The organism is Rhodoferax sp. ZS1R8 (genome assembly GCF_056521325.1).
The window spans coordinates 510,695-532,339 of sequence record NZ_JBWMBA010000001.1; the positions used below are offsets into that span (position 1 = coordinate 510,695).

Consider the following 21,645-nt stretch of genomic DNA (forward strand, 5'->3'; position numbering starts at 1 on the left):
GGCAGCGACCCGCGTAGCGGCGGAGCGTGGGGGTCATCATTCGCCTTCGCCGAACTTGTCGGCGATCAGCGCCAGCAAGGCATCCATGGCTTCCTGCTCGCGGTCACCTTCGGTATCGATGACGACCTCGGAACCCAGGCCGGCAGCCAGCATCATGACACCCATGATGCTCTTGGCATTGACGCGGCGCTCACCCTTGGCGATCCACACCTCGCACGGAAAACTGCCCGCCAGCTTGGTCAGCTTGGCCGACGCGCGGGCGTGCAGGCCCAGTTTATTGCTGATGGTCGTGGTTGTTTTGATCATGCGGTTTTCGGTTCTGGTTTTGGGGCGCGGTCACGGCGACCTGCATGATGCATTGGGCACCACCAGACAGCGCGCGCGCGACCAGAATGTCCAGCGGCTCATGGCGGTAATTGACGGTGCGCAACAGCATCGGCAAATTCACACCGGCGACCAGCTTGGAGTGCACGCCGTCCACCACCTTCTGCGCCACATTGCAGGGCGTAGCGCCGAACACATCGGTCAGCACCAGCGTGTTGGGCGCGTCCAATTGGTTCAGCAGGTTCAGCGCTGTGAGGCGGGTCGTTTCGGGGGGATCGTTGGGCAGCACGTCCAGCGCCAACACGCCGTGCGCCGTTTCGGGGTACACGTGCAACACACAGTCGCGCAGAGCACTGGCCAACGGTGCGTGGGCGATGATGAGGATGCCGGTGTTCATAGGAGGTATTGGAGTCGATTATGGCTGCTTAGACAATGGCCATCACACATGCCCCCACGGCCGCCACACCGCGTGCGGCACGCTGCCCTGTAACCTTACTGCACGCGTAGCTCAGAAAACAACAGTTCGGTCATTTCCGGGTTCAGCTTTGGGCCATACACCGCCACCTGGTAGATGTCCGGCCCTTTGGTTAACCAACGCAACTGAGCCTGGGTGGCGCGTCCGTCTGCCCCCTTGCCGTCCAGCTTTTCGGTCTGCGTATCCGACAGGGGTGGCCCCGGGGCGGTGGCGTTTGCCTGCAAGTTAGTCAACGTGGCCTGGTGCCACGCAGCGCGCACGGGCGCCGCTTGCGCACTGTCCGCCACACGAACGTGGCTGATGGCATACAGCGCCCCGGAGGCTTCGCAACCTGACACCTTTAACAGCACATCCAACGACGCCAACTGCACCTTGCGTTCGGCGTGGTCCGGCTTGCAGGGCAGCAACGTGACCAGCTGTTCGAGGCGCGTCTCGCGCCAGTTCAGAGCGGGGCTGCAGGCCGCTGCAACGACGGCAGCAACCAGCGCGGCTGCCGTGTGCACATGGCGGGGCAGGCTCACTTCAGCGCGCCGAACACCTTGGTCAGGATGGCGCTGCCATAGCCGACCGGGTTCTGGCGGATTTTCTTTTCTTCTTCGGAGATCATCAGGAACAGGCCGTCCAGCGTCTTGCTCGTGACGTACTGCTGGATGTTGGCGTCTTCTTTCTTCAGCAGACCCAGATCTGCGGCCTTGCCAGCGACTTCGTTGTACTTGTCGGCCAGGCCCACCTTCTCGGTAGCCCGGGTCACAACAGGCAAAAAGGTCACGGCCAGTGCAGGGCGGGTCTTGGAGGCAAAGAAGTCGGTGACCGCGGTGTCGCCGCCACTGAGGATGCCCTTGGCGTCGTTGACGCTCATGGTCTGCACCGCATTGCTCAGCAGACTTTTGGCCTGCGGCACGGCCGCCTCGGCGCCCCGGTTCATGGCGGTGACCAACTCGTCGATACGGCCGCCCTGGCCGAAACGGCGCATCAGATTGGCGGCATCGTTCAGCGCGCCGGGCAGGTTGATGCGCACACGCTCGTTGCCCAGAAAACCGTTCTCAGCACTCAGAATGCCGATGGCCGACAAAGCGCCCTTCTCCAGCGCCTCTTTCAGCCCCTTGGTGGCATCGGTGTTGCTGAGGTCTGCCAGGCTCAGGGCGTGGGCCTGGCTCCATGTGCTGGCAGCCAGTAGCGCGAACCAGGAAGCAGAGTGCGAGGTGAATTGGCGGCGGTCCATAGTGGGTGGTGTGCTTTCTGTAGGGGCTTACTCTTTGCGGAATGCGTCGTGGCAGGTCTTGCAGCTGCCGCCTACGCCGGCAGTGGTCGCCTTGATATTGTCCAGGTTTCCGGTCTTGGCCGCGGCATTGAACTTGGCCATTTCAGCCTGCATCTTGTCGGCATAGTCGTTGAACTTGGCCTTGTCGGTCCATATCTCGGGCTTGGCGCGGTTCTCGCGGCCCTTGTCCGTGCCGTCACCAAACGCAACCCACGGCAGCCTACCGGTAAATTCGGCGACGGCCGCGCTGTCAGCGGCGACTTTGGCATCAAACGGCGCCTTGCCGGCGGCCATTGCGGCCACGCGTCCGAAGTTTTGCTGCATGACGAATAGTGCGCTCTGGCGGTATTTGATCGCGTCCTCGGGTTTGGCAAACTGTGCAGAGGCTGGGAGCGCGACGGCGGTGACCGATAGCGCCAGTGCGAGGGATGCAAGTTTTTTCATGGGTTGTGCCTAGAATAAATGGGTTGACGGAGCAGACCGAGAGTAGAGTCTATTGCTTCGCGACCGGTTCCGCCGAACATCCGCGACCTAGGGTATTCACGCATGCCCGCGCAAGCGAGCCGTTGCGCGGAATGCTAAATTTACATGGCGCCCGGCTGCCGGGTGGTTCGCACCAGCCGGTGCACGAGGAGATAGAGGGTGAACAAGGTCAGGATTTGGGATCTGCCCACACGTATGTTCCACTGGTGTCTGGTGCTGTGCGTTGTGGGCCTGGTCGCGACGGGACTGGTGGGTGGTGATGCGATGGTCTGGCACTTTCGCCTGGGCTACACGGTCTTGAGCTTGTTGCTGTTCCGCATGGTCTGGGGTTTTGTTGGGGGCCATTGGTCGCGGTTTACGGTGTTCGTGGTCGGGCCCGCATCCGTGCTGCGCTACCTGCAGGGGCGTAGCGAGGAAACCCATGCCGGACACAATCCGCTGGGTGCTTTGTCGGTGCTTGCCCTGCTGGGCTTTGCGTTATTGCAGGTGGCAACCGGGCTGATCAGTGACGACGAAGTTGCGACAAGCGGCCTGCTGGCTAGATTGGCACCCAGCGCATGGGTCAGCAAGGCCACGCATTACCACGCGGCTATTGGCCAGTATGTGTTGTATGCGCTGGTCGCCTTGCACATCGGTGCCATGGTTTTCTACCGGTTCAAACGCCAACAACATTTGGTACCTGCGATGTGGTCAGGTGACAAAGAGATGGCCGCGCCCCAGCAAAGCGCCCGCGATGACGGACGATCACGGTTGCTGGCGCTGGTGGTGTTTGCCGTATGTGTGGGTCTGGTCACAGGAATGGTGCAATGGGCCGGCTGAGGGAAATCACATCCCCGGCGCCGTTGAGCCCGGCTGATATCCGCGTGCTGATTCCGGAGACCACGGCCGAACTGGACGCCGTGCGCAGCCTCTTTGCAGAATACGCTGGCACACTGGACGTGGACCTGTGCTTCCAAAATTTCGATGCAGAGCTGTCAACCCTCCCCGGCGAATACGCGGCGCCGCGTGGCACGCTGCTACTGGCCACGGTAGACGGTGAAGTAGCGGGCTGCTGTGCAATGCGTCCCTTGGACGCGGTGGACTACCCCAACGCCTGCGAGATGAAGCGCCTGTACGTGCGCCCGGCCTTCCGAGGGATGCAGCTGGGTCGTATGCTGGCCGAGACCGTTCTGGATACTGCGCGCATCGCGGACTACGACTGCATTTTGCTGGATACGCTCAACGACATGGAAGCCGCACGAGCGCTGTACCAGGAGCTGGGGTTTGAGGACATTCCGCCCTACTACTACAACCCGATTGCGGGTGCGCACTACCTGAAAGCTGAGCTGTAGAAACGACAAGCCCCGGCACGCCGTTGTGACCGGCGTCCGGGGCTTTGCGGCTATCTGATAAGGATCAGGCCTTGGCTTGGGCGAGCAGCGTGGCCGCATCGCTCACTTCAAATTTGCCGGGGCCTTCGATGTTCAACGAAGCCACTTTGCCGTCCTTGACCAGCATCGAGTAGCGGTTGCTGCGCAGTCCCATGCCCCTTGCTGTCAGGTCCAACGTCAGGCCAGTGGCCTGTGCGAACGCCGCGCTGCCGTCGGCCAGCATGCGGACCTTGCCGCCTGTCTTCTGATCGCGCGCCCAAGCGCCCATGACGAAAGCGTCGTTGACGCTCAGACACCAGATCTCGTCGACGCCGGCAGCCTTGAAGGCAGCTTCGTTTTCCACATAACCCGGCACATGCTTGGCCGAACAGGTGGGGGTGAAAGCGCCGGGAAGCGCAAACAATGCGATGGTCTTGCCGGCAGTAGCCTTGGCCACATCCACGGGGTTGGGGCCGATGCTGCAGCCTTCGCCCTCAACTTCGGAAAACTCCATCAGCGTGGTTGCGGGAAGAGTGTCACCTACTTTGATCATGCTTGTTTGCTCCTGGTGTTGTTGACTGGGGTGGTAAATAGTGTTTGCACAAAAGCAAACGGCCCACGATTGTGGGCCGTTGGAGGGTAGCCTGTTGGCCTAGAGGGCAAGCCCTTTAGACTTCGATGGCCTTTTGCACCAAGCGGGTCGCAACCCAGTTCTTGGTCTTTGAAATCGGACGGCTTTCCGTGATTTCAATCATGTCGCCCATGTGGAACTCGCCCTTTTCGTCATGGGCGTGGTACTTGCTGGACTTGCCAACGATCTTGCCGTAGAGCTCGTGTTTAACACGGCGCTCAATCAGCACGGTCACTGTCTTGGCACGCTTGTCGCTGACCACCTTGCCAATCAAGGTGCGCTTGAGGGATTTTTTAGCTTCCGTCATCTATCGCTCCTTATTTGGCGGACTTGTCAGCGGCTTGCTTCTCGACAAGAATAGTCTTGGCGCGAGCAATAGCACGACGCGCAGTGCGGATCGTGGCTGTGTTGGTGAGTTGTTGCGTGGCTTTTTGCATACGCAGGCCAAAGTGGGCTTTTTGCAGCGCTTTGACTTCCGTCTTCAAACCATCGACGTCCTTGGTGCGCAGTTCAGCAGCTTTCGTCATTTCGATATCTCCTGAATTACTGGCCAATCATGCGTGCCACGAAAGTGGTACGCAAAGGCAGCTTGGCGGCAGCCAAACGGAACGCTTCACGTGCCAGCTCTTCAGGCACACCGACGATTTCAAACACGATCTTGCCGGGCTGGATTTCAGCCACGTAGTACTCGGGGTTACCTTTACCGTTACCCATACGCACTTCAGCAGGCTTTTGGGAAATTGGCTTGTCAGGGAACACACGAATCCAGATACGACCGCCACGCTTCACGTGACGCGAAATGGCACGGCGTGCCGCTTCGATCTGGCGAGCCGTCAAACGGCCGCGATCCGTACATTTCAGACCGAAGTCACCGAAAGCGACCGAGCTGCCTCGTGTCGCTATGCCAGTGTTACGGCCCTTTTGCTCTTTGCGGTATTTCCGGCGAGCGGGTTGCAACATAGTTATTCTCCTTTACCGTCAGCTGCTGCAGCTGGCGCGGCGACTTTGCGAACGCGCTTAACGGTGGGTTTATCGGCGTCAGCACCGGAAGCCTCTACAGGCTTGTCGCTGCCATCGGCGGGGGCCGCATTGCTACCAACGGGACGACGGGCGCCACGGGGAGCAGGACGGTCAGCACCGGGGCGTGCACCGCCACGGTCATCACGGCGTGGGCCGCGTGGACGACGTTCTTCTTCAGCACGGGGCTCAACGGCAGCCGGCAGGTCGTTACGACCCAGCGTGTCACCCTTGTAGACCCAGACCTTCACGCCAATAATGCCGTAAGTGGTCTTGGCTTCGGAAGTACCGTAGTCGATATCGGCGCGCAGTGTGTGGAGTGGCACGCGACCTTCGCGGTACCACTCGCAACGAGCGATTTCAATGCCGTTCAGACGACCGGACGACATGATCTTGATGCCCAAGGCACCCAGACGCATGGCGTTTTGCATAGCGCGCTTCATGGCACGGCGGAACATGATCCGCTTTTCCAATTGCTGCGTAATGCTGTCGGCGATCAGCTTGGCGTCGATTTCGGGCTTGCGCACTTCTTCGATGTTCACTGCCACTGGCACGCCGAGCTGTTTGCCCAGGTCGCGCTTGAGGTTTTCGATGTCTTCGCCTTTCTTGCCGATCACCACACCCGGACGTGCCGAGAAAATGGTGATACGGGCGTTCTTGGCAGGACGCTCGATCAAGATGCGCGAAACCGAAGCGTTCTTCAGCTTGGCCTTGAGGTATTCACGCACTTTGATGTCTTCGGCCAACATGCCGGCGAAATCTTTGTTGCTGGCGTACCAGCGTGAAGACCAGTTGCGGCTAATCGACAAGCGAAAGCCGGTTGGGTGGATTTTTTGTCCCATATCTTCCTGGCCTCTTTCAGTTACCAACCGTCACGTACACATGGCACGTGGGTTTTCTGATTTGGTTGCCGCGGCCTTTGGCGCGGGCCGTGAAGCGACGCAGTGACGCGCCTTGTTCGACGTAGATGGTTTTAACCTTCAACTCGTCGATGTCGGCACCGTCATTGTGCTCAGCGTTGGCAATAGCGGACTCCAGAACCTTCTTGATGATCACGGCAGCTTTTTTCTGCGTGAATTGCAAAATGTTCAGGGCTTGGTCCACTTTCTTGCCGCGAATCAGATCCGCGACCAGACGGCCTTTGTCGACTGACAAACGGACGCCACGAAGGGTTGCACGTGTTTCCATGGTCAATCCTTATTTCTTCTGGACTTTTTTGTCCGCAGGATGACCCTTGAAAGTACGGGTCAGAGCGAACTCACCCAACTTGTGGCCAACCATTTGATCGGTGATATAGACCGGAACGTGCTGCTTGCCGTTGTGCACGGCGATCGTCAGACCGATGAAATCGGGCAGGATCATGGAGCGGCGCGACCAAGTCTTAATCGGCTTCTTGTCCTTGGTAGCAACAGCCTTTTCAGTCTTGGCTACCAGGTGGTGGTCCACGAAGGGACCCTTTTTGAGAGAACGAGTCATTTACCTACCCCTTACTTCTTGCGACGCGACACGATCATGACCTGCGTGCGCTTGTTGTTACGGGTACGGTAACCCTTGGTCAGATTACCCCAAGGATCGACTGCATGACGGCCTTCGCCGGTCTTGCCTTCGCCACCACCGTGCGGGTGGTCGACCGGGTTCATCACCACACCGCGAACGGTTGGGCGAATACCCATCCAACGCTTGACACCGGCTTTACCCAGTTGGCGCAGGCTGTGCTCTTCGTTGGCGACTTGGCCAATGGTTGCGCGGCAGTCGATGTGGATCTTGCGAACTTCACCGGAGCGAACGCGAACCTGGGCGTAGGTGCCTTCACGGGCCAACAGAGTTGCAGACGTACCCGCAGAGCGGATGATCTGTGCGCCCTTGCCTACTTGCAATTCCACGCAATGGATGATGGAACCCACTGGGATGTTGCGAATTGGCAGTGTGTTGCCCACGCGGATAGGCGCTTCGGAACCACTCATGATGGTGGCGCCGACTTCCAGACCACGGGGAGCAATGATGTACTTGCGCTCGCCGTCTGCGTAGCACACCAGAGCGATGTGCGCGGAACGGTTAGGGTCGTACTCAATGCGCTCAACCTTGGCAGGAATTGCGTCCTTGTTGCGAACAAAGTCGACCACACGGTAGTGGTGCTTGTGTCCGCCGCCTTTATGGCGAGTCGTAATGTGGCCGTTGTTGTTACGACCGGCTTGCTGGAATTGTGGTTCCAGCAAGGCAGCGTGGGGCGCACCTTTGTGAAGGTGGTCACGCGAAATCTTCACCACGCCACGACGGCCTGGGGAAGTTGGTTTCATTTTGATAACAGCCATGATTACGCAGCCTCCCCACCGAGGTTCAGCTCTTGACCTGGCTTGAGCATCACGTATGCCTTGCGAACATTGTCGCGACGGCCGACGGACTTGCCAAAGCGCTTGGTCTTGCCTTTTGTGTTCACCACAGAAACGCCTTGCACTTCCACCTTGAACATCAATTCCACAGCGGCCTTGATTTCGGGCTTGGTAGCGTCTTGCAGCACCTTGAACGTTACAGCATTGGATTTTTCAGCAACCATGGTGGCCTTTTCAGACACGATGGGAGCAACCAAAACCTGCATCAAGCGACCTTCGTCGTACTTGACTTTCGACGTGTTGTTCATACGGGCGCTCATGCGAACATCTCCTTGAGTTTGTCCATGGCAGCCTTGGTCACCAATACCTTGCGGTAGTGAACCAGCGACAACGGATCAGCGTAACGGGGCTCCACCACCAGGATGTTGACCAGATTGCGCGATGCCAGGTACAGGTTTTCGTCGACTTCGTCGGCGATCACAAGCACAGATTCCAGGTTCATGGCCTTGAATTTCGCAGCCAAGGGCTTGGTCTTGGGAGAGTCAACCTTCAGCGAATCAACCACTGCCAGACGACCTTCGCGGGCCAGCTGAGACAGGATGGAAGCCATACCGGCGCGGTACATCTTCTTGTTGATCTTTTGCGCGAAGTTTTCGTCGGGCATATTCGGGAATATGCGGCCGCCTCCGCGCCACAGTGGCGAGGAAGTCATACCGGCACGGGCGCGGCCCGTTCCCTTTTGCTTGAACGGCTTCTTGGTCGAGTGCTTGACCTGTTCGCGGTCCTTCTGGGCGCGAGTGCCTTGACGGGCATTGGCCTGGAAAGCAACCACAACCTGGTGCACCAGATCTTCGTTGTATGCGCGGCCAAACACGGTCTCAGGGGCTTCGTATTTCGAAGTAGCCTGACCTTGGTCGTTTAGGAGTTCGAGCTGCATCAGTTCGCTCCCTTCGCAGTTTCAGATTTCGCTTTGATAGCGGGACGCACCGTGACGAAACCGCCAGCGGATCCGGGGATCGCACCCTTGATCAGCAGCAATTGACGGGCTTCGTCAATGCGGAATACGTCGAGGTTTTGCGTAGTGACCAAATCATCACCCAGATGACCCGTCATGCGCTTACCGGGGAACACGCGACCGGGATCCTGGGCCATACCGATAGAACCGGGAACGTTGTGCGAACGGCTATTACCGTGCGACGCGCGTTGCGAGCTCATGTGGTGGCGCTTGATCGTACCGGCGTAACCCTTACCGATGGTCGTGCCTTGCACGTCCACCTTCTGGCCCACTGCAAACACATCTGCCACGGGGACAGTTGCGCCAGCTGCGTATTTGGCAGCTGCATCAGCAGTAACGCGGAATTCTTGGATGATTTCACCAGCTTCAACGCCTGCTTTCGCAAGGTGGCCGGCAATAGGCTTGGTCACACGCGAAGCTTTGCGTGCGCCGAACGTTACCTGCAAGGCAACGTAGCCATCGTTCTCCTGGGTTTTCACCTGTGTCACGCGGTTGTTAGACACGTCTACCACCGTAACAGGAACAGCGTCCCCGTCTTCGGTGAATAGGCGCATCATGCCAACCTTGCGACCCAGCAACCCTAAGTGATTGCTAAGACTCATTGTTTTCTCCGTAACTTCCACCGGTGCGACTGCAATTGGCAGCACCGTTTTTGCGTGAAAGACTGTTAATAAAACCCAATCAGGCGCCCATACATTACATGCAGGCAAATCCAACCGAGCCTGCGAGTATAACCCGCATCTGGTTTTGACGCAAGTTCGGGCCGAAACCCGAACTTGGGGGTCAATTACTGCAGCTTGATCTCGACGTCTACGCCAGCGGGCAGATCGAGCTTCATCAGCGCGTCAACCGTCTTGTCTGTTGGATCAACGATGTCCATCAGACGCTGGTGCGTACGGATTTCAAACTGGTCACGACTGGCCTTGTTCACGTGGGGTGAACGCAGAATGTCGAAACGCTTCATGCGTGTTGGCAAAGGCACTGGGCCCTTGACAATCGCGCCGGTACGCTTGGCGGTGTCCACAATTTCAGCGGCCGATTGGTCGATGAGCTTGTAATCAAACGCCTTCAGGCGGATACGGATCTTTTGCTTGGTAGCCATGATTGTTTCCTTTGCTTAAGCGAGGATCTTGGCAACCACACCCGCGCCCACGGTACGACCGCCTTCGCGGATCGCGAAGCGCAGGCCTTCTTCCATGGCGATGGGGTTGATCAGCTTCACAGTGATCGACACGTTGTCACCAGGCATGACCATTTCCTTGCCTTCTGGCAACTCGATCGCACCGGTCACGTCCGTTGTACGGAAGTAGAACTGGGGGCGGTAGTTGTTGAAGAATGGTGTGTGGCGACCGCCTTCATCCTTGGACAAGACATAGATCTCGCCGGTGAAGTGGGTGTGGGGCTTGATGGAGCCGGGCTTGCACAGCACTTGGCCGCGCTGCACGTCTTCACGCTTGGTGCCGCGCAACAAGATGCCGACGTTGTCGCCAGCCTGGCCTTGGTCCAGCAGCTTGCGGAACATTTCCACGCCGGTGCAGGTTGTCTTCTGGGTGTCAGCGATACCGACGATTTCGATTTCTTCGCCGACCTTGACCACGCCGCGTTCGATACGACCGGTCACGACGGTGCCGCGGCCAGAGATCGAGAACACGTCTTCCACGGGCATCAGGAATGCGCCGTCAACGGCACGTTCTGGCAGGGGGATGTAGGTGTCCAGGGCTTCTGCGAGCTTGAAGATGGCTTCTTCGCCCAATGGGCCCTTGTCGCCTTCCATGGCGAGCTTGGCGCTGCCGTGGATGATGGGGGTTGCGTCGCCTGGGAAGTCATACTTGTCCAGCAGCTCACGAACTTCCATTTCGACCAGTTCGAGCAGTTCAGCGTCGTCAACCATATCGCACTTGTTCAGGAACACGATGATGTAAGGCACGCCAACCTGGCGGGCCAACAGGATGTGTTCGCGGGTCTGGGGCATAGGGCCGTCAGCTGCGGAGCAGACCAGAATAGCGCCGTCCATTTGGGCCGCGCCAGTGATCATGTTCTTCACATAGTCGGCGTGTCCAGGGCAGTCCACGTGGGCGTAGTGGCGGTTAGCCGTTTCGTATTCAACGTGGGCGGTGTTGATCGTGATACCGCGCGCTTTTTCTTCGGGAGCCGCGTCGATCTGGTCATAGGCCTTGGCCTGACCGCCGAACTTGGCTGCCAGCACGGTGGTGATGGCGGCTGTCAGTGTGGTCTTGCCGTGGTCAACGTGGCCAATGGTGCCCACATTGACGTGGGGCTTGGTACGTGTGAATTTTTCTTTTCCCATTTCGATTCCTTAAATAAAGAGCAATACCCGTGTGTTGGTTTTATGTCTGCACAGTGTTGCTGATTCGCTCCGCACGGGCACAGAGCGGCACACTGTCGCAGACAAGGAGAACTTCTAACCAGTTGGGGACAGAGCTTGCCGCTAAGCGACTGCGGTCTGTCCCGCCAACATACTTACTTAGCCCTTGCTGCCATGATGGCTTCAGACACGTTACGCGGAGCTTCCGAGTAGTGCTTGAATTCCATCGTGTACGTAGCGCGGCCTTGCGACATGGAACGCAGCGTCGTGGAGTAGCCGAACATTTCGGACAGTGGCACTTCAGCCTTGATAGCCTTACCACCACCAACCATGTCGTCCATACCCTGAACCATGCCGCGGCGTGAGGACAGATCGCCCATCACGTTACCAGCGTAGTCTTCCGGCGTTTCCACTTCCACAGCCATCATCGGCTCCAGAATCACGGGGCTGGCCTTGCGGCAACCTTCCTTGAAACCGAAGATAGCGGCCATCTTGAACGCGTTTTCGTTCGAGTCGACGTCGTGGTACGAACCGAAAGTCAGCGTGACCTTGACGTCCACAACCGGGTAACCCGCCAGCACGCCCTGGTTCAAAGCCTCGATAACGCCCTTCTCAACCGCAGGGATGAATTCGCGAGGAACCACACCGCCCTTGATAGCGTCGACAAACTGGAAGCCCTTGCCGGCTTCGTTGGGTTCGACGGTGAACACCACGTGACCGTATTGGCCCTTACCACCGGACTGGCGAACGAACTTGCCTTCGACGTCAGTCACTTGCTTGCGGATGGTTTCGCGGTAGGCAACTTGGGGCTTGCCCACGTTGGCTTCCACGCCGAATTCGCGCTTCATGCGGTCGACAATAATTTCCAGGTGCAATTCGCCCTGGCCACCAATGATGGTCTGGCCGGATTCTTCGTCGGTCTGCACGCGGAACGATGGGTCTTCTGCAGCCAGACGGGAGAGGGCGATACCCATTTTTTCCTGGTCGGCCTTGGTCTTCGGTTCCACAGCCTGGCGGATCACGGAGTCAGGGAACACCATGCGCTCCAGCGTAATGACAGCCGATGGGTCGCACAGGGTTTCGCCGGTGGTCACATCCTTCAGGCCCACGCATGCAGCGATGTCGCCGGCGCGGATTTCATCGACTTCTTCGCGGTTGTTGGCGTGCATCTGCACGATACGACCGATACGCTCTTTCTTGCCGCGCACTGCGTTGTAGACGGTGTCGCCCTTCTTCAGAACGCCGGAGTAGACACGCACGAAAGTCAACTGGCCCACGAACGGGTCGGTCATCAGCTTGAATGCCAGAGCCGCAAACTTTTCGTTGTCGTCGGCCTTGCGGGTGGTTTCCTTTTCGTCTTCGTCAAAGCCCTTGATGGCCTTCACGTCCAGAGGAGAAGGCATCAGTTCAATGACGGCGTCCAGCATGCGCTGCACACCCTTGTTCTTGAACGCAGTACCGCACAGCATGGGCTGGATTTCACCAGCGCAGGTGCGCGTGCGCAGACCGGCGGTGATTTCTTCTTCGGTCAGCTCACCCTCTTCGAGGTACTTGTTCATCAGCTCTTCAGAGGCTTCAGCAGCAGCTTCCACCATCTTCTCGCGCCACTCTTTGGCGGTTTCCACCAGGTCTGCGGGGATTTCACCAAAGGTGAACTTCATGCCCTGGGAGGCTTCGTCCCAGATGATGGCCTTCATCTTGCGCAGATCGACCACGCCGGTGAAGTTTTCTTCAGCGCCGATTGGAATCACGATTGGCACAGGGCTGGCCTTCAGGCGCAGCTTCATCTGCTCGACGACCTTGAAGAAGTTGGCACCGGTACGGTCCATCTTGTTCACGAAGGCCAGCCGGGGCACCTTGTACTTGTTAGCCTGACGCCACACGGTCTCGGACTGGGGCTGCACGCCACCCACAGCGCAGTAAACCATGCAAGCGCCATCCAGCACGCGCATGGAACGCTCAACTTCAATCGTGAAGTCCACGTGTCCGGGGGTGTCAATGATGTTGATTCGGTGCTCAGGGAAAGACGCATCCATGCCCTTCCAGAAGCAGGTTGTTGCAGCAGAAGTAATCGTGATGCCACGCTCTTGCTCTTGCTCCATCCAATCCATGGTGGCCGCGCCATCGTGCACTTCACCAATCTTGTGGTTCACGCCGGTATAGAAAAGAATACGCTCGGTGGTGGTGGTTTTACCAGCGTCGATGTGCGCAGAAATACCGATATTGCGGTAGCGCTCAATGGGGGTTGTGCGAGCCATGATGGATCCTTGGGTTGTGCTATGTATTCAGTAAGACAGGCTGCAGGGCCCGAAGGACGCTGCAGCCTGGCGGGCGCAACCTTTGCGGGGTTGGCGCCGATTCCGTTTTTTAGAAGCGGAAGTGCGAGAAAGCCTTGTTGGCTTCTGCCATGCGGTGAACTTCGTCACGCTTCTTCATGGCGCCGCCACGGCCTTCAGTAGCCTCCAGCAGCTCGTTAGCCAGGCGCTGTGCCATGGACTTTTCACCGCGCTTGCGAGCGGCTTCCTTGATCCAGCGCATGGACAAAGCCAGGCGACGGACAGGGCGCACTTCAACAGGCACTTGGTAGTTGGCACCACCCACGCGGCGGGATTTCACTTCCACCATGGGCTTCACGTTGTTGATGGCAACCGTGAACGCCTCGACGGGGTCTTTATCAGGGTGCTTCTTTTCGATCAGCTCGAGTGCGCCATAAATGATGCGCTCAGCGATCGCCTTCTTGCCGCCTTCCATGATCACGTTCATGAATTTGGACAGCTCTACATTGCCGAACTTAGGATCCGGCAGAATTTCACGTTTAGGGACTTCGCGACGACGTGGCATTTTTTCACCTCTTTGCTTCAGTTGGCACCCTTGCGGACGCCTTGAGAGTTATTCATAAGACTCTCACTTACTCGACCCAAACAGCGGGTCACTTCGTTCATTCACCGCGCCACGCAGTAAACAAACACCGTTTATTTTTCGAATCCAGGGTTTCAAACTTTCGTTCAAGCCTTGGGCTCAGGTCAATTTACTTGGCCTTTGGCTTCTTTGCACCGTACTTGGAGCGCGACTGCTTGCGGTCTTTCACGCCTTGCAAATCGAGCGAACCACGGACGATGTGGTAACGCACACCGGGCAAATCCTTGACACGACCGCCACGAACCAGCACCACGCTGTGTTCCTGCAGGTTGTGGCCTTCACCGCCGATGTAAGAGATCACCTCAAAACCGTTGGTCAAGCGCACTTTGGCAACTTTACGCAGAGCGGAGTTAGGTTTTTTAGGCGTTGTGGTGTACACACGGGTGCACACACCGCGACGCTGCGGAGAGTTCTGCATCGCAGGGCTCTTCGACTTGATGGTCTCGACCTCACGGCCTTGACGCACGAGTTGATTGATGGTTGGCATTTAAAAAACGTCCCTAAACGTTTGAAACTAATTGAAAACGTGAATCCCTTCGGAATTTCCGAAAAGCCTTCTACTGTACCAGCTTAGGGGTTTCCCTGCAACTGCTTGTTGCCCCCCACGCTCCGCCGCTGCGCGGGTTGCTGCCCCCTGAGGGGGTTAATTCGGCTCGGGGCGGCCCGGCGCCGAATTGCCCTTTCCCTTCGACTAAACCTTGTGTGTTTAACGAATCCAGAGTCGGATCGAGTCCCAGGCACGGCCAAAAATGCCGGATTGCTCCACCGCCTCCAGCGCCAGAAGAGGGACTTCGGTGACCACTTGCTCGCCCGCCATCACTTTGACGACGCCGACTTGCTGGCCCTTGGTGACCGGTGCGATCAACGGGTCGGTGCGTACGACCTGGGTCTTGAGCTTGGCGCCGCTGCCGGTAGGTACAGCCACCACGATGGCCTGCGGGCGACCCAGCTTGACGGTGGCTTGGGCGCCCTTCCAGATGTTGGCGCTTACTACGGCCTGATTGGCATCAAACAACTTGACGCCTTCATAGGCTGTGAAACCCCAGTTCAGCAGCTTTTGCGATTCATTGGCACGGGCGTTCTCGCTGGCCGTGCCCAGCACGATCGACAGCAAACGGCGACCACCCGCCGTAGCAGGCGTGCCTGCGGGCGTACCGGCGGGTGCGCTAGCGGGTGCAGCGGGGGTGGCCAGGTTGGTGAAGTCGCGGCGGGCGGTGGCCACCATGCAATAGCCGGCGGCGTCAGTGAAGCCGGTTTTGAGGCCGTCGACCGTGGGGTCGCGGAACAACAACAGGTTACGGTTGGTGTCATTGGCCGCAGGCGTGCCGGGGTAGCGGTATTTCTTGATCGCGTAAAAGCCCACGTAGTCGGGAAAGTCCGCCATCAGGCGGGTGGCCAAAATGCTCAGATCGCGCGCCGTTGTGGTGTGGCCGGCCTCGGTCAGGCCTTCGGGGTTCTTGTATGTGGTGTTTTTCATGCCCAGCACGCGGGCCTGGTCGTTCATCATTTGCACGAAATGCTCGGCGGTGCCGCCCACGCCTTCGGCCAGGGCCATCGTGGCATCGTTGCCGGACTGCACGATCAGGCCCTTGAGCAGGTCTTCCACCGGCACCATCATCTTGGGGTCGATGAACATGCGCGAGCCGGGCATCTTCCAGGCGCGTTCGCTGACGGGCAGGGTCTGCTTAAGGTCCAGCTTTTTGTTGCGCAGCGCGTCGAACACCAGGTAAGCCGACATCAGCTTGGTCAGCGATGCAGGCTCCACTGGCATATCAATGTCTTTCGCGGCCAGGATCTGGTTGGCGGTGACGTCCAGCAGCAAATAGGCACGGGCGGCCACCTCGGGTGGCTGCGGCGTCTGTGCCCCTGCGGAAAAGCAGAAAAGGGTGGCCACAAGGGCGGCGAAGAATGATTTCATGGGGAGGGTAGGTCTGGGCGCGGCCCACAAAACAGGGCCTGCGGGGGATAGAACAGGTTTGGAGAAAAAGGATGCGGGTCAACAGCGAAGCGGTTACATACAGAAGATCGTGTTTATGGCACGGCCAGGGCCTGCAAGTGGCGGACCACCAGACTGCGCAAGAGCGGCAATTGTCCATGAAAGAAGTGCGCAACCCCGGGAATAACGGTAACCGGTAGTGATTGGGGCCGCGCCCAGTCCATCACCGACGCCAGCGGCACTGTGTCGTCCTGCTCGCCGTGCAGCACCAGCGTGCGCGCATGCAGCTCGGGGGCAATCGGCGCCACGGCGAAACGGCTGGCGGCAGTGCCGACCAGCACCACGTGTTGGGGCGGGTTCTGCAGGCCCAGCGCCTCCACGGCGTGGCTGGTAACAAAGGCGCCAAACGAAAAACCCGCCAGCGCAACCGGCTGCGCAGCGTCGCCACCGGTTCCGTGGGCGATGACGGCCAACAGGTCTTGTAGTTCACCACGCCCTTCGTCGTAGGTGCCTTCGGTGGCACCGACGCCGCGAAAGTTGAACCGCAATGCGCGCCAGCCGCACAGCACAAAGGCGCGGGCCAGCGTCTGCACAACCTTGTTGTCCATGGTGCCGCCAAACAGTGGGTGCGGGTGGGCAATGACGGCCACCCCGCGCGGCGCGGCGCCATCGGCCAACGTGGGCAGGTCCTCCAGCGCCTCGATCGCGCCGACCGGGCCTGGCACAAGGAATCGGCGGGTTTGACTGTTCACAGAATGCTATTGTTTTAGTAGCTGCTTACGCTCACTGCACGAGGGCTAGCGGGTGATTTGGCATATACGTTCAGGGTGGAAGCAACTCAACGGCCCAGGTGGGCAGGCGTCACCAGACGCTCCACCACCTTGCCGTTCTTCAGGTGCGATTCGACGATCTCGTCAATGTCGTGCGCGTCGACGTAGGAGTACCAGACCCCTTCCGGATACACGACGGCCACTGGGCCGCCGGCGCAGCGGTCCAGGCAGCCGGCCTTGTTGACGCGGACCTGGCCCACGCCGGCCAGCCCCGCAGCACGCACCTGCTGCTTGCACCGGTCGAAACCGGCCTGCGCATTGTGCTGGGCGCAGCTGGCTTCACCGTTGGTGCGTTCGTTGAGGCAGAAGAAGATATGGTGCGCGTAATAGGGCTTGGCGGGAACAACGGGTTCAGTCATGGGTAGATTCTAATTTTTAACATCGCGCTGCCAGATCAGCGACAGCACATACAGCAGCGTGGCGTAGGGCCACAGCCAGCCCAACCACTGGGCCAAACCGTGGAAGCGGATAAAGCGGCCCTGCTCCCAGGCATGCAGCGTCTGCGAGAAATAGGCACCTTCCGGAGCCTGATTGAGCAGACTCAGGTACACGCCCAACGACAGCAGCAGCAGCGAAGCACTGGCCCGCCACGGCACCAAGGCCAGGATCAGGGCCAGCACTGCGGCCACCGCCATGCCGAACTGCACCGGCATGCTCAGCCAGGCCCAGGCATGCGCCGGCCCCCAGCTCAGCGCCGCCGACAAGGCGGTCACCGCCACGCCCGCCCCCACCAGCAGCATCGCAAACGCCGCACGGCGCAAGCGAGCGCGTATGAGGCAAAAAGCCAGCAAGCAGGGTATCAACAGCCCCAGCATCACGCAGACCATTTCCCCGCCCGGCACCAGCGGTTGTAGCTCGGTTTCGCGCACCGGCAGCCAGTCCAGGAAGGGGGTGTCGACGAGTTGCGCGCCCAGCGCTTCCTCAACACGCTCCAGCACCTGGCCCAATCCAAAGGGCACCGCCGCCGGGAACAGCAGGGCCAGCGGCCACAGCGCCAGCAGCACAATGCCGCCACGCGACTCCGGGCCAAACCAGCGGGCGCGGATCTGGCTCCAGCGGTCTATCGCACCGAGCCGGGCCAACAGCACCGCTACCAGCGCACCACTGGTAGCGCCTGCTGTATTGAGCAGCCAATCCTCGCGCGAAGGAACGCGGACCGGCAGGTAGCTTTGAAGGATCTCCATTGACAACGACAACAGGGTCCCTACGGCCACAGATACCCATATGGCATGGCGGAAGCGGCCACTGCGCAGGGCGCTCAGAGCCAGCAAGCCACCCAGTGGCGCATAGCCGACTATGTTGACGGCCACATCAAAGCCGGTCCAGAACTTGGGCAAGGGTGCGGCCAAGAAGGACCATGGCGCAATCCCCTGGTCGCGCCATTCGGTAAAAGGGTAAAGGCTGGCATACACGATCAGCCCCATGTAGACCAGGGCCAAGGGCCAGGCTGCCGTCTTGTGCATGGCGCGTGTCAGAACGGCTTGACCACCACCAGAACCACGGCAGCCACCAACAAAAATACCGGCATTTCATTGAAATAGCGAAACCAGACGTGGCTTCGGGTCATGGTGCCGGCTTCAAATTTCTTCAGAATGGCGGCGCACCCGTGGTGGAAACCAATAGCCAGCACGACCACGACCAGCTTGGCATGCAGCCAGCCATTGCCCGGCCCGCGCCCAATGCCATAGCCCAGCCATAACCAAAGGCCCAGGGCCAGGGCCGGCACGGCCAGAAGCGTCATGAACCGCAACAGTTTGCGCGCCATCAGCAGCAGGCGCGCGCGCTCGGCAGCAGAGTCGTTCGGCACCATGGCCAGGTTCACAAAGATACGCGGCAGGTAGAACAAACCAGCGAACCAGCTGGCGACGAAAACGATGTGGAAGGCTTTGACCCAGAGCATGGCCGGAGTGTAGCCCCCACGCTCCGCCGCTGCGCGGGTCGCTGCCCCCCGAGGGGGTTAATTTTCCTTGGGGCGGCCCGGCGGGAAATTTGTCGCCCCCACGCTCCGCCGCTGCGCGGGTCGCAGCCCCCCAATTCGGGAATAGGGGCCAAGATTTACCGGGCCGGAACTTTCGGGGCAAAAAAAACCCCAGCACGTGGGCTGGGGTGGTAAGCCTATTAGCTGTCACACATCAAGGCCCCGCTCAGGGAGGAAAAGCGGGAGGTAGCAAGCTACCCGGACGCGAATTTAGCAAAGTTGCAGGAGCTTTGCAAGCTGCTTTACGAATTAACCACATGACTGTTACCAACATGTGACACGGACAAGGGGCGACTGACACCAGTCTTACAGCGGCCTTTTGGGAATCAGGCACAATTTTCCCCATGATCCCTTTTGCCTCTTTCCCCCATGGCCGCCCCCGCCGCCTGCGCCGCGATGCCTTCACCCGCAACTTGGTGCGCGAAAACACACTCACCCCCCACGACCTGATCTACCCGGTGTTTGTCGTCGACGGCAAGGGCCAGCGCGTGCCGATTGGCTCCATGCCCGGCGTCGAGCGCCTGAGCCTGGACCTGCTGCTGCCCGTAGCTGAGGAATGCGTCAAGCGCGGCATCCCGGTCATGGCGCTGTTCCCGGTGGTGGACCAGTCACTGAAGACGTACAACGGCGACGAGGCCCTTAACCCCGACGGCCTGATCCCCCGCGTCGTCAAGGCGCTAAAGAAAGAGTTCCCCGATTTGGGCCTGATGACCGACGTGGCGCTGGACCCCTTCACCACCCACGGGCAGGACGGCCTGCCCGACACGCGGCCCGAAGAAAACGGCTATATCGTCAACGAGACCACCGTGGCCCAGCTGGTGCAGCAGGCGCTGACCCAGGCGCGCGCCGGCACCGACATCATCGCCCCCAGCGACATGATGGACGGCCGCATAGCCGCCATTCGCGCCGCGCTGGAGGCCGAAGGTCACATCCACACGCGCATCATGGCCTACAGCGCCAAGTACGCCAGCGCTTTTTATGGCCCGTTCCGCGACGCGCTGGGATCGGCCAGAAACCTGGGCAAGAGCAATAAAAAGTCCTACCAGATGGACCCCGGCAACAGCGACGAGGCCCTGCGCGAAGTGGCCATGGACATTGCCGAGGGCGCCGACATGGTCATGGTCAAACCCGGCATGCCTTACCTGGACGTGGTGCGCCGCGTCAAGGACGCGTTCAAGGTGCCCACCTTCGCCTACCAGGTCAGTGGCGAATACGCCATGCTCAAGGCCGCCGCCCAAAACGGCTGGCTGGACCATGACGCGGTGATGATGGAGAGCCTGCTGGCCTTCAAGCGCGCCGGGGCCGATGGTGTGCTGACCTACTTTGCGCTGGACGCCGCCAGGCTGCTACAAAATCAGTAGCTGCTTACGCGCTCTGCACGAGGGCTGCAGCCCGATTTCGCATATAACGATTCGCCACACACGGACTCCCACCGCCATGCGCATTTTCCACATCCAGAACAGCGGCATCACCGAAACCCAGGACCTGGCCGCGCTGACGGCCGGCGGCATGCCGGCCAACGGATTTGTGTGGGTGGCCTGCGCCAGGCGCGAGTTCGAGGTGACCCAGGCCCAAGTACAGACCATGCTGCAGGCACTGTGTGGCCAGCAACTGGTCGACCTGCACATCTCAGACCTGATCAACAACCAACTGCCATCGCACTACGACTACACCTCGCAGTACGACGTGCTGGTATTCCGCCGGCTGGCAGCGGGCAACAGCGCCACCGACCTGGCCAACCCCGGTCAGCCTGTCACCCACGAAAGCACACGCAGCGGCCCGCCCATCTTGCGCCGTATCGACACCAGCCCGGTGGGCTTTGCCGTGTTTGACCGCGTGCTGCTGACCGTGCACCCCGCTGACTGCTCGGTGCGCGATGCCTATGCCAGCAAGCTGACGCAGGCCGCCAGCGCCGAATCGCGCGCTGCGGGCGCCCGCCTGCCCACCAGCCCGGCCGACCTGATGCTGCGCGTCATCAACCAGATGGTCGACGGATTTCTGGAGCTGCGCCGCGAACTGACCCACCAGCTGGACCACTGGCAATCCGAACTGCTGAACCCCCGCACCCGCTTCACCAACTGGAGCGCCCTGCTGGACGCGCGCCTCACCTTGCACTATCTCGATGAAGTCTGCGAAGACCAGCGCTCCGCGCTACAGGACTGGATTGAAGCGGTAAAGACCTGGCCCGACGCTGACACCGCCGCCGGCCAGCGCGAGCGCGACCTGCTGCAGGTACGCAGCCGCGACGTGCTGGAACACATCGAGCGCGTGGTGCACCATGTGCGCCGCCTGGAGCAAAGCGTGGAGACCGCCGTGCAGATGCACTTCAGCGTGCAAGGCAGCCGCACCAACGACATCATGCGCACGCTGACCGTGCTGACCGCGATCTTTTTACCGCTGAACTTCATGACTGGCTTCTTTGGTATGAACTTCGAATACCTGCCGCTGATACACCAACAAAGCGGCCTGCTCTGGGCCATGGGCACCATGGTGCTGGTTGCTGTGGTGCTGGTGGTGTTTTTCTGGCGCAAAAGGTATCTGGCGCGGACCGGGCGGTGAATGTGACGGACCTTACTGCATCGATTCCATCTACACGCACTTTGTGACTAACCATTCGCGTCGGGCCGCAACGCGCCCGTGCAGCTGCAGGGCATAGGCATGTCCATGGTCAACGCCTCCGCGAAGCTCCGACCGCAGCACGGCTGCAACTTTCGCTACTGCCCGTACCGGGTGACGGTTTTCAGGCGGCACAGGCGACATGCTACTAGCCG

The 21,645-nt window shown here is 59.7% G+C and carries 30 protein-coding genes; 4 read left to right on the forward strand and 26 right to left on the reverse strand.

The window, feature by feature from the left end; genetic code table 11:
• Positions 1–36: 36 nt before the first annotated feature.
• The 5 genes from AC097P_RS02380 to AC097P_RS02400 all read right to left on the reverse strand — a co-directional run bounded on the left by AC097P_RS02380 (position 37) and on the right by AC097P_RS02400 (position 2,504).
• On the reverse strand, positions 37–306 hold the full coding sequence (locus AC097P_RS02380; RefSeq protein ID WP_479608760.1) for an HPr family phosphocarrier protein: 270 nt from the start codon (positions 304–306) through the stop codon (positions 37–39).
• Positions 275–721, reverse strand: a complete 447-nt coding sequence (locus AC097P_RS02385; protein ID WP_479608761.1) for a PTS sugar transporter subunit IIA — start codon at positions 719–721, stop codon at positions 275–277. Before AC097P_RS02385 ends, AC097P_RS02380 begins: the two co-directional genes overlap by 32 nt.
• A 95-nt stretch (positions 722–816) precedes the next feature.
• Positions 817–1,320, reverse strand: a complete 504-nt coding sequence (locus AC097P_RS02390) for a hypothetical protein (protein WP_479608762.1) — start codon at positions 1,318–1,320, stop codon at positions 817–819.
• Positions 1,317–2,021 carry a DUF4197 domain-containing protein gene (locus tag AC097P_RS02395; protein WP_479608763.1) on the reverse strand — a complete coding sequence of 235 codons (705 nt, stop codon included), beginning with the start codon at positions 2,019–2,021 and terminating at the stop codon, positions 1,317–1,319. The genes AC097P_RS02390 and AC097P_RS02395 overlap by 4 nt, the downstream gene beginning before the upstream one ends.
• 27 nt (positions 2,022–2,048) lie before the next feature.
• Positions 2,049–2,504 (reverse strand): c-type cytochrome, encoded by a 456-nt coding sequence (locus AC097P_RS02400; RefSeq protein ID WP_479608764.1) that lies wholly within the window; start codon positions 2,502–2,504, stop codon positions 2,049–2,051.
• Positions 2,505–2,702: 198 nt separating this feature from the next.
• Here AC097P_RS02400 and AC097P_RS02405 point away from each other — a divergent pair, with 198 nt between their 5' ends.
• Together AC097P_RS02405 and AC097P_RS02410 are read left to right on the forward strand one after the other, a co-directional pair.
• Positions 2,703–3,362: a cytochrome b/b6 domain-containing protein gene (locus AC097P_RS02405; protein WP_479608765.1), complete on the forward strand. Its 660-nt coding sequence runs from the start codon at positions 2,703–2,705 to the stop codon at positions 3,360–3,362.
• Positions 3,350–3,874 carry a GNAT family N-acetyltransferase gene (locus AC097P_RS02410; protein WP_479608766.1) on the forward strand — a complete coding sequence of 175 codons (525 nt, stop codon included), beginning with the start codon at positions 3,350–3,352 and terminating at the stop codon, positions 3,872–3,874. The genes AC097P_RS02405 and AC097P_RS02410 overlap by 13 nt, the downstream gene beginning before the upstream one ends.
• Before the next feature lie 64 nt (positions 3,875–3,938).
• Here the strand turns inward: AC097P_RS02410 and AC097P_RS02415 are convergent, their stop codons facing one another.
• From AC097P_RS02415 to AC097P_RS02515, 21 genes are all read right to left on the reverse strand, one after another.
• Positions 3,939–4,445, reverse strand: coding sequence for a redoxin family protein (locus AC097P_RS02415; protein WP_479608767.1), 507 nt, complete (start codon positions 4,443–4,445; stop codon positions 3,939–3,941).
• A 115-nt stretch (positions 4,446–4,560) separates the two neighbouring features.
• Positions 4,561–4,830: a 30S ribosomal protein S17 gene (rpsQ, locus tag AC097P_RS02420; protein ID WP_479608768.1), complete on the reverse strand. Its 270-nt coding sequence runs from the start codon at positions 4,828–4,830 to the stop codon at positions 4,561–4,563.
• Positions 4,831–4,840: 10 nt separating this feature from the next.
• On the reverse strand, positions 4,841–5,050 hold the full coding sequence (gene rpmC / locus AC097P_RS02425) for a 50S ribosomal protein L29 (protein WP_479608769.1): 210 nt from the start codon (positions 5,048–5,050) through the stop codon (positions 4,841–4,843).
• Positions 5,051–5,066: 16 nt separating this feature from the next.
• Positions 5,067–5,483 carry a 50S ribosomal protein L16 gene (gene rplP / locus AC097P_RS02430; RefSeq protein ID WP_029708121.1) on the reverse strand — a complete coding sequence of 139 codons (417 nt, stop codon included), beginning with the start codon at positions 5,481–5,483 and terminating at the stop codon, positions 5,067–5,069.
• Between the two features lie 2 nt (positions 5,484–5,485).
• Entirely contained in the window at positions 5,486–6,382 is an 897-nt protein-coding gene (gene rpsC, locus AC097P_RS02435) for a 30S ribosomal protein S3 (RefSeq protein ID WP_479608770.1), read from the reverse strand.
• Between the two features lie 16 nt (positions 6,383–6,398).
• The gene (gene rplV / locus AC097P_RS02440; protein WP_075585605.1) at positions 6,399–6,728 is read right to left on the reverse strand and encodes a 50S ribosomal protein L22; all 330 of its coding nucleotides are present in this window, start codon (positions 6,726–6,728) and stop codon (positions 6,399–6,401) included.
• A 9-nt stretch (positions 6,729–6,737) separates the two neighbouring features.
• Positions 6,738–7,016: a 30S ribosomal protein S19 gene (rpsS, locus tag AC097P_RS02445; RefSeq protein WP_094476242.1), complete on the reverse strand. Its 279-nt coding sequence runs from the start codon at positions 7,014–7,016 to the stop codon at positions 6,738–6,740.
• 11 nt (positions 7,017–7,027) lie between these two features.
• The gene (gene rplB / locus AC097P_RS02450) at positions 7,028–7,852 is read right to left on the reverse strand and encodes a 50S ribosomal protein L2 (protein ID WP_479608771.1); all 825 of its coding nucleotides are present in this window, start codon (positions 7,850–7,852) and stop codon (positions 7,028–7,030) included.
• Between the two features lie 2 nt (positions 7,853–7,854).
• Entirely contained in the window at positions 7,855–8,178 is a 324-nt protein-coding gene (gene rplW, locus AC097P_RS02455; protein WP_094476423.1) for a 50S ribosomal protein L23, read from the reverse strand.
• An 8-nt stretch (positions 8,179–8,186) separates the two neighbouring features.
• A complete protein-coding gene (gene rplD, locus AC097P_RS02460) occupies positions 8,187–8,807 on the reverse strand; it encodes a 50S ribosomal protein L4 (protein ID WP_209393187.1) in 621 nt (206 codons plus the stop codon).
• Positions 8,807–9,487 (reverse strand): 50S ribosomal protein L3, encoded by a 681-nt coding sequence (gene rplC / locus AC097P_RS02465; protein WP_479608772.1) that lies wholly within the window; start codon positions 9,485–9,487, stop codon positions 8,807–8,809. Before rplC ends, rplD begins: the two co-directional genes overlap by 1 nt.
• 185 nt (positions 9,488–9,672) lie before the next feature.
• A complete protein-coding gene (rpsJ, locus tag AC097P_RS02470; RefSeq protein WP_029708110.1) occupies positions 9,673–9,987 on the reverse strand; it encodes a 30S ribosomal protein S10 in 315 nt (104 codons plus the stop codon).
• 15 nt (positions 9,988–10,002) lie between these two features.
• On the reverse strand, positions 10,003–11,193 hold the full coding sequence (gene tuf / locus AC097P_RS02475; protein ID WP_479608476.1) for an elongation factor Tu: 1,191 nt from the start codon (positions 11,191–11,193) through the stop codon (positions 10,003–10,005).
• Positions 11,194–11,366: 173 nt separating this feature from the next.
• Entirely contained in the window at positions 11,367–13,469 is a 2,103-nt protein-coding gene (gene fusA, locus AC097P_RS02480) for an elongation factor G (RefSeq protein WP_479608773.1), read from the reverse strand.
• Positions 13,470–13,578: 109 nt separating this feature from the next.
• Positions 13,579–14,052, reverse strand: coding sequence for a 30S ribosomal protein S7 (gene rpsG / locus AC097P_RS02485; RefSeq protein WP_315492038.1), 474 nt, complete (start codon positions 14,050–14,052; stop codon positions 13,579–13,581).
• Positions 14,053–14,239: 187 nt separating this feature from the next.
• Entirely contained in the window at positions 14,240–14,617 is a 378-nt protein-coding gene (gene rpsL, locus AC097P_RS02490; protein ID WP_011466063.1) for a 30S ribosomal protein S12, read from the reverse strand.
• Positions 14,618–14,836: 219 nt separating this feature from the next.
• Positions 14,837–16,048 (reverse strand): D-alanyl-D-alanine carboxypeptidase family protein, encoded by a 1,212-nt coding sequence (locus AC097P_RS02495; protein WP_479608774.1) that lies wholly within the window; start codon positions 16,046–16,048, stop codon positions 14,837–14,839.
• 113 nt (positions 16,049–16,161) lie between these two features.
• Entirely contained in the window at positions 16,162–16,818 is a 657-nt protein-coding gene (locus tag AC097P_RS02500; protein ID WP_479608775.1) for an alpha/beta hydrolase, read from the reverse strand.
• Between the two features lie 86 nt (positions 16,819–16,904).
• Positions 16,905–17,255: a (2Fe-2S) ferredoxin domain-containing protein gene (locus AC097P_RS02505; protein ID WP_479608776.1), complete on the reverse strand. Its 351-nt coding sequence runs from the start codon at positions 17,253–17,255 to the stop codon at positions 16,905–16,907.
• 9 nt (positions 17,256–17,264) lie between these two features.
• Complete coding sequence (locus AC097P_RS02510; protein WP_479608777.1) at positions 17,265–18,359, reverse strand: VanZ family protein; 1,095 nt, start codon at positions 18,357–18,359, stop codon at positions 17,265–17,267.
• 8 nt (positions 18,360–18,367) lie between these two features.
• Positions 18,368–18,796 carry a CopD family protein gene (locus AC097P_RS02515; RefSeq protein ID WP_479608778.1) on the reverse strand — a complete coding sequence of 143 codons (429 nt, stop codon included), beginning with the start codon at positions 18,794–18,796 and terminating at the stop codon, positions 18,368–18,370.
• Positions 18,797–19,218: 422 nt separating this feature from the next.
• On the opposite strand from AC097P_RS02515, the gene hemB reads away from it, so the two are divergent.
• Positions 19,219–20,235: a porphobilinogen synthase gene (hemB, locus tag AC097P_RS02520; RefSeq protein WP_479608779.1), complete on the forward strand. Its 1,017-nt coding sequence runs from the start codon at positions 19,219–19,221 to the stop codon at positions 20,233–20,235.
• A gap of 76 nt (positions 20,236–20,311) precedes the next feature.
• A complete protein-coding gene (locus tag AC097P_RS02525) occupies positions 20,312–21,433 on the forward strand; it encodes a magnesium transporter CorA family protein (RefSeq protein ID WP_479608780.1) in 1,122 nt (373 codons plus the stop codon).
• Positions 21,434–21,645: the final 212 nt, after the last annotated feature.

Coding starts and splice junctions, on each gene's coding strand:
- AC097P_RS02380 (WP_479608760.1), bottom strand. CDS start 306: ATGATCAAAACAACCACGACCATCAGCAATAAACTGGGCCTGCACGCC.
- AC097P_RS02385 (WP_479608761.1), bottom strand. CDS start 721: ATGAACACCGGCATCCTCATCATCGCCCACGCACCGTTGGCCAGTGCT.
- AC097P_RS02395 (WP_479608763.1), bottom strand. CDS start 2,021: ATGGACCGCCGCCAATTCACCTCGCACTCTGCTTCCTGGTTCGCGCTA.
- AC097P_RS02400 (WP_479608764.1), bottom strand. CDS start 2,504: ATGAAAAAACTTGCATCCCTCGCACTGGCGCTATCGGTCACCGCCGTC.
- AC097P_RS02410 (WP_479608766.1), top strand. CDS start 3,350: ATGGGCCGGCTGAGGGAAATCACATCCCCGGCGCCGTTGAGCCCGGCT.
- AC097P_RS02415 (WP_479608767.1), bottom strand. CDS start 4,445: ATGATCAAAGTAGGTGACACTCTTCCCGCAACCACGCTGATGGAGTTT.
- rpsQ (WP_479608768.1), bottom strand. CDS start 4,830: ATGACGGAAGCTAAAAAATCCCTCAAGCGCACCTTGATTGGCAAGGTG.
- rpmC (WP_479608769.1), bottom strand. CDS start 5,050: ATGACGAAAGCTGCTGAACTGCGCACCAAGGACGTCGATGGTTTGAAG.
- rplP (WP_029708121.1), bottom strand. CDS start 5,483: ATGTTGCAACCCGCTCGCCGGAAATACCGCAAAGAGCAAAAGGGCCGT.
- rpsC (WP_479608770.1), bottom strand. CDS start 6,382: ATGGGACAAAAAATCCACCCAACCGGCTTTCGCTTGTCGATTAGCCGC.
- rplV (WP_075585605.1), bottom strand. CDS start 6,728: ATGGAAACACGTGCAACCCTTCGTGGCGTCCGTTTGTCAGTCGACAAA.
- rpsS (WP_094476242.1), bottom strand. CDS start 7,016: ATGACTCGTTCTCTCAAAAAGGGTCCCTTCGTGGACCACCACCTGGTA.
- rplB (WP_479608771.1), bottom strand. CDS start 7,852: ATGGCTGTTATCAAAATGAAACCAACTTCCCCAGGCCGTCGTGGCGTG.
- rplW (WP_094476423.1), bottom strand. CDS start 8,178: ATGAACAACACGTCGAAAGTCAAGTACGACGAAGGTCGCTTGATGCAG.
- rplD (WP_209393187.1), bottom strand. CDS start 8,807: ATGCAGCTCGAACTCCTAAACGACCAAGGTCAGGCTACTTCGAAATAC.
- rplC (WP_479608772.1), bottom strand. CDS start 9,487: ATGAGTCTTAGCAATCACTTAGGGTTGCTGGGTCGCAAGGTTGGCATG.
- rpsJ (WP_029708110.1), bottom strand. CDS start 9,987: ATGGCTACCAAGCAAAAGATCCGTATCCGCCTGAAGGCGTTTGATTAC.
- tuf (WP_479608476.1), bottom strand. CDS start 11,193: ATGGGAAAAGAAAAATTCACACGTACCAAGCCCCACGTCAATGTGGGC.
- fusA (WP_479608773.1), bottom strand. CDS start 13,469: ATGGCTCGCACAACCCCCATTGAGCGCTACCGCAATATCGGTATTTCT.
- rpsG (WP_315492038.1), bottom strand. CDS start 14,052: ATGCCACGTCGTCGCGAAGTCCCTAAACGTGAAATTCTGCCGGATCCT.
- rpsL (WP_011466063.1), bottom strand. CDS start 14,617: ATGCCAACCATCAATCAACTCGTGCGTCAAGGCCGTGAGGTCGAGACC.
- AC097P_RS02495 (WP_479608774.1), bottom strand. CDS start 16,048: ATGAAATCATTCTTCGCCGCCCTTGTGGCCACCCTTTTCTGCTTTTCC.
- AC097P_RS02505 (WP_479608776.1), bottom strand. CDS start 17,255: ATGACTGAACCCGTTGTTCCCGCCAAGCCCTATTACGCGCACCATATC.
- AC097P_RS02510 (WP_479608777.1), bottom strand. CDS start 18,359: ATGCACAAGACGGCAGCCTGGCCCTTGGCCCTGGTCTACATGGGGCTG.
- AC097P_RS02515 (WP_479608778.1), bottom strand. CDS start 18,796: ATGCTCTGGGTCAAAGCCTTCCACATCGTTTTCGTCGCCAGCTGGTTC.
- hemB (WP_479608779.1), top strand. CDS start 19,219: ATGATCCCTTTTGCCTCTTTCCCCCATGGCCGCCCCCGCCGCCTGCGC.
- AC097P_RS02525 (WP_479608780.1), top strand. CDS start 20,312: ATGCGCATTTTCCACATCCAGAACAGCGGCATCACCGAAACCCAGGAC.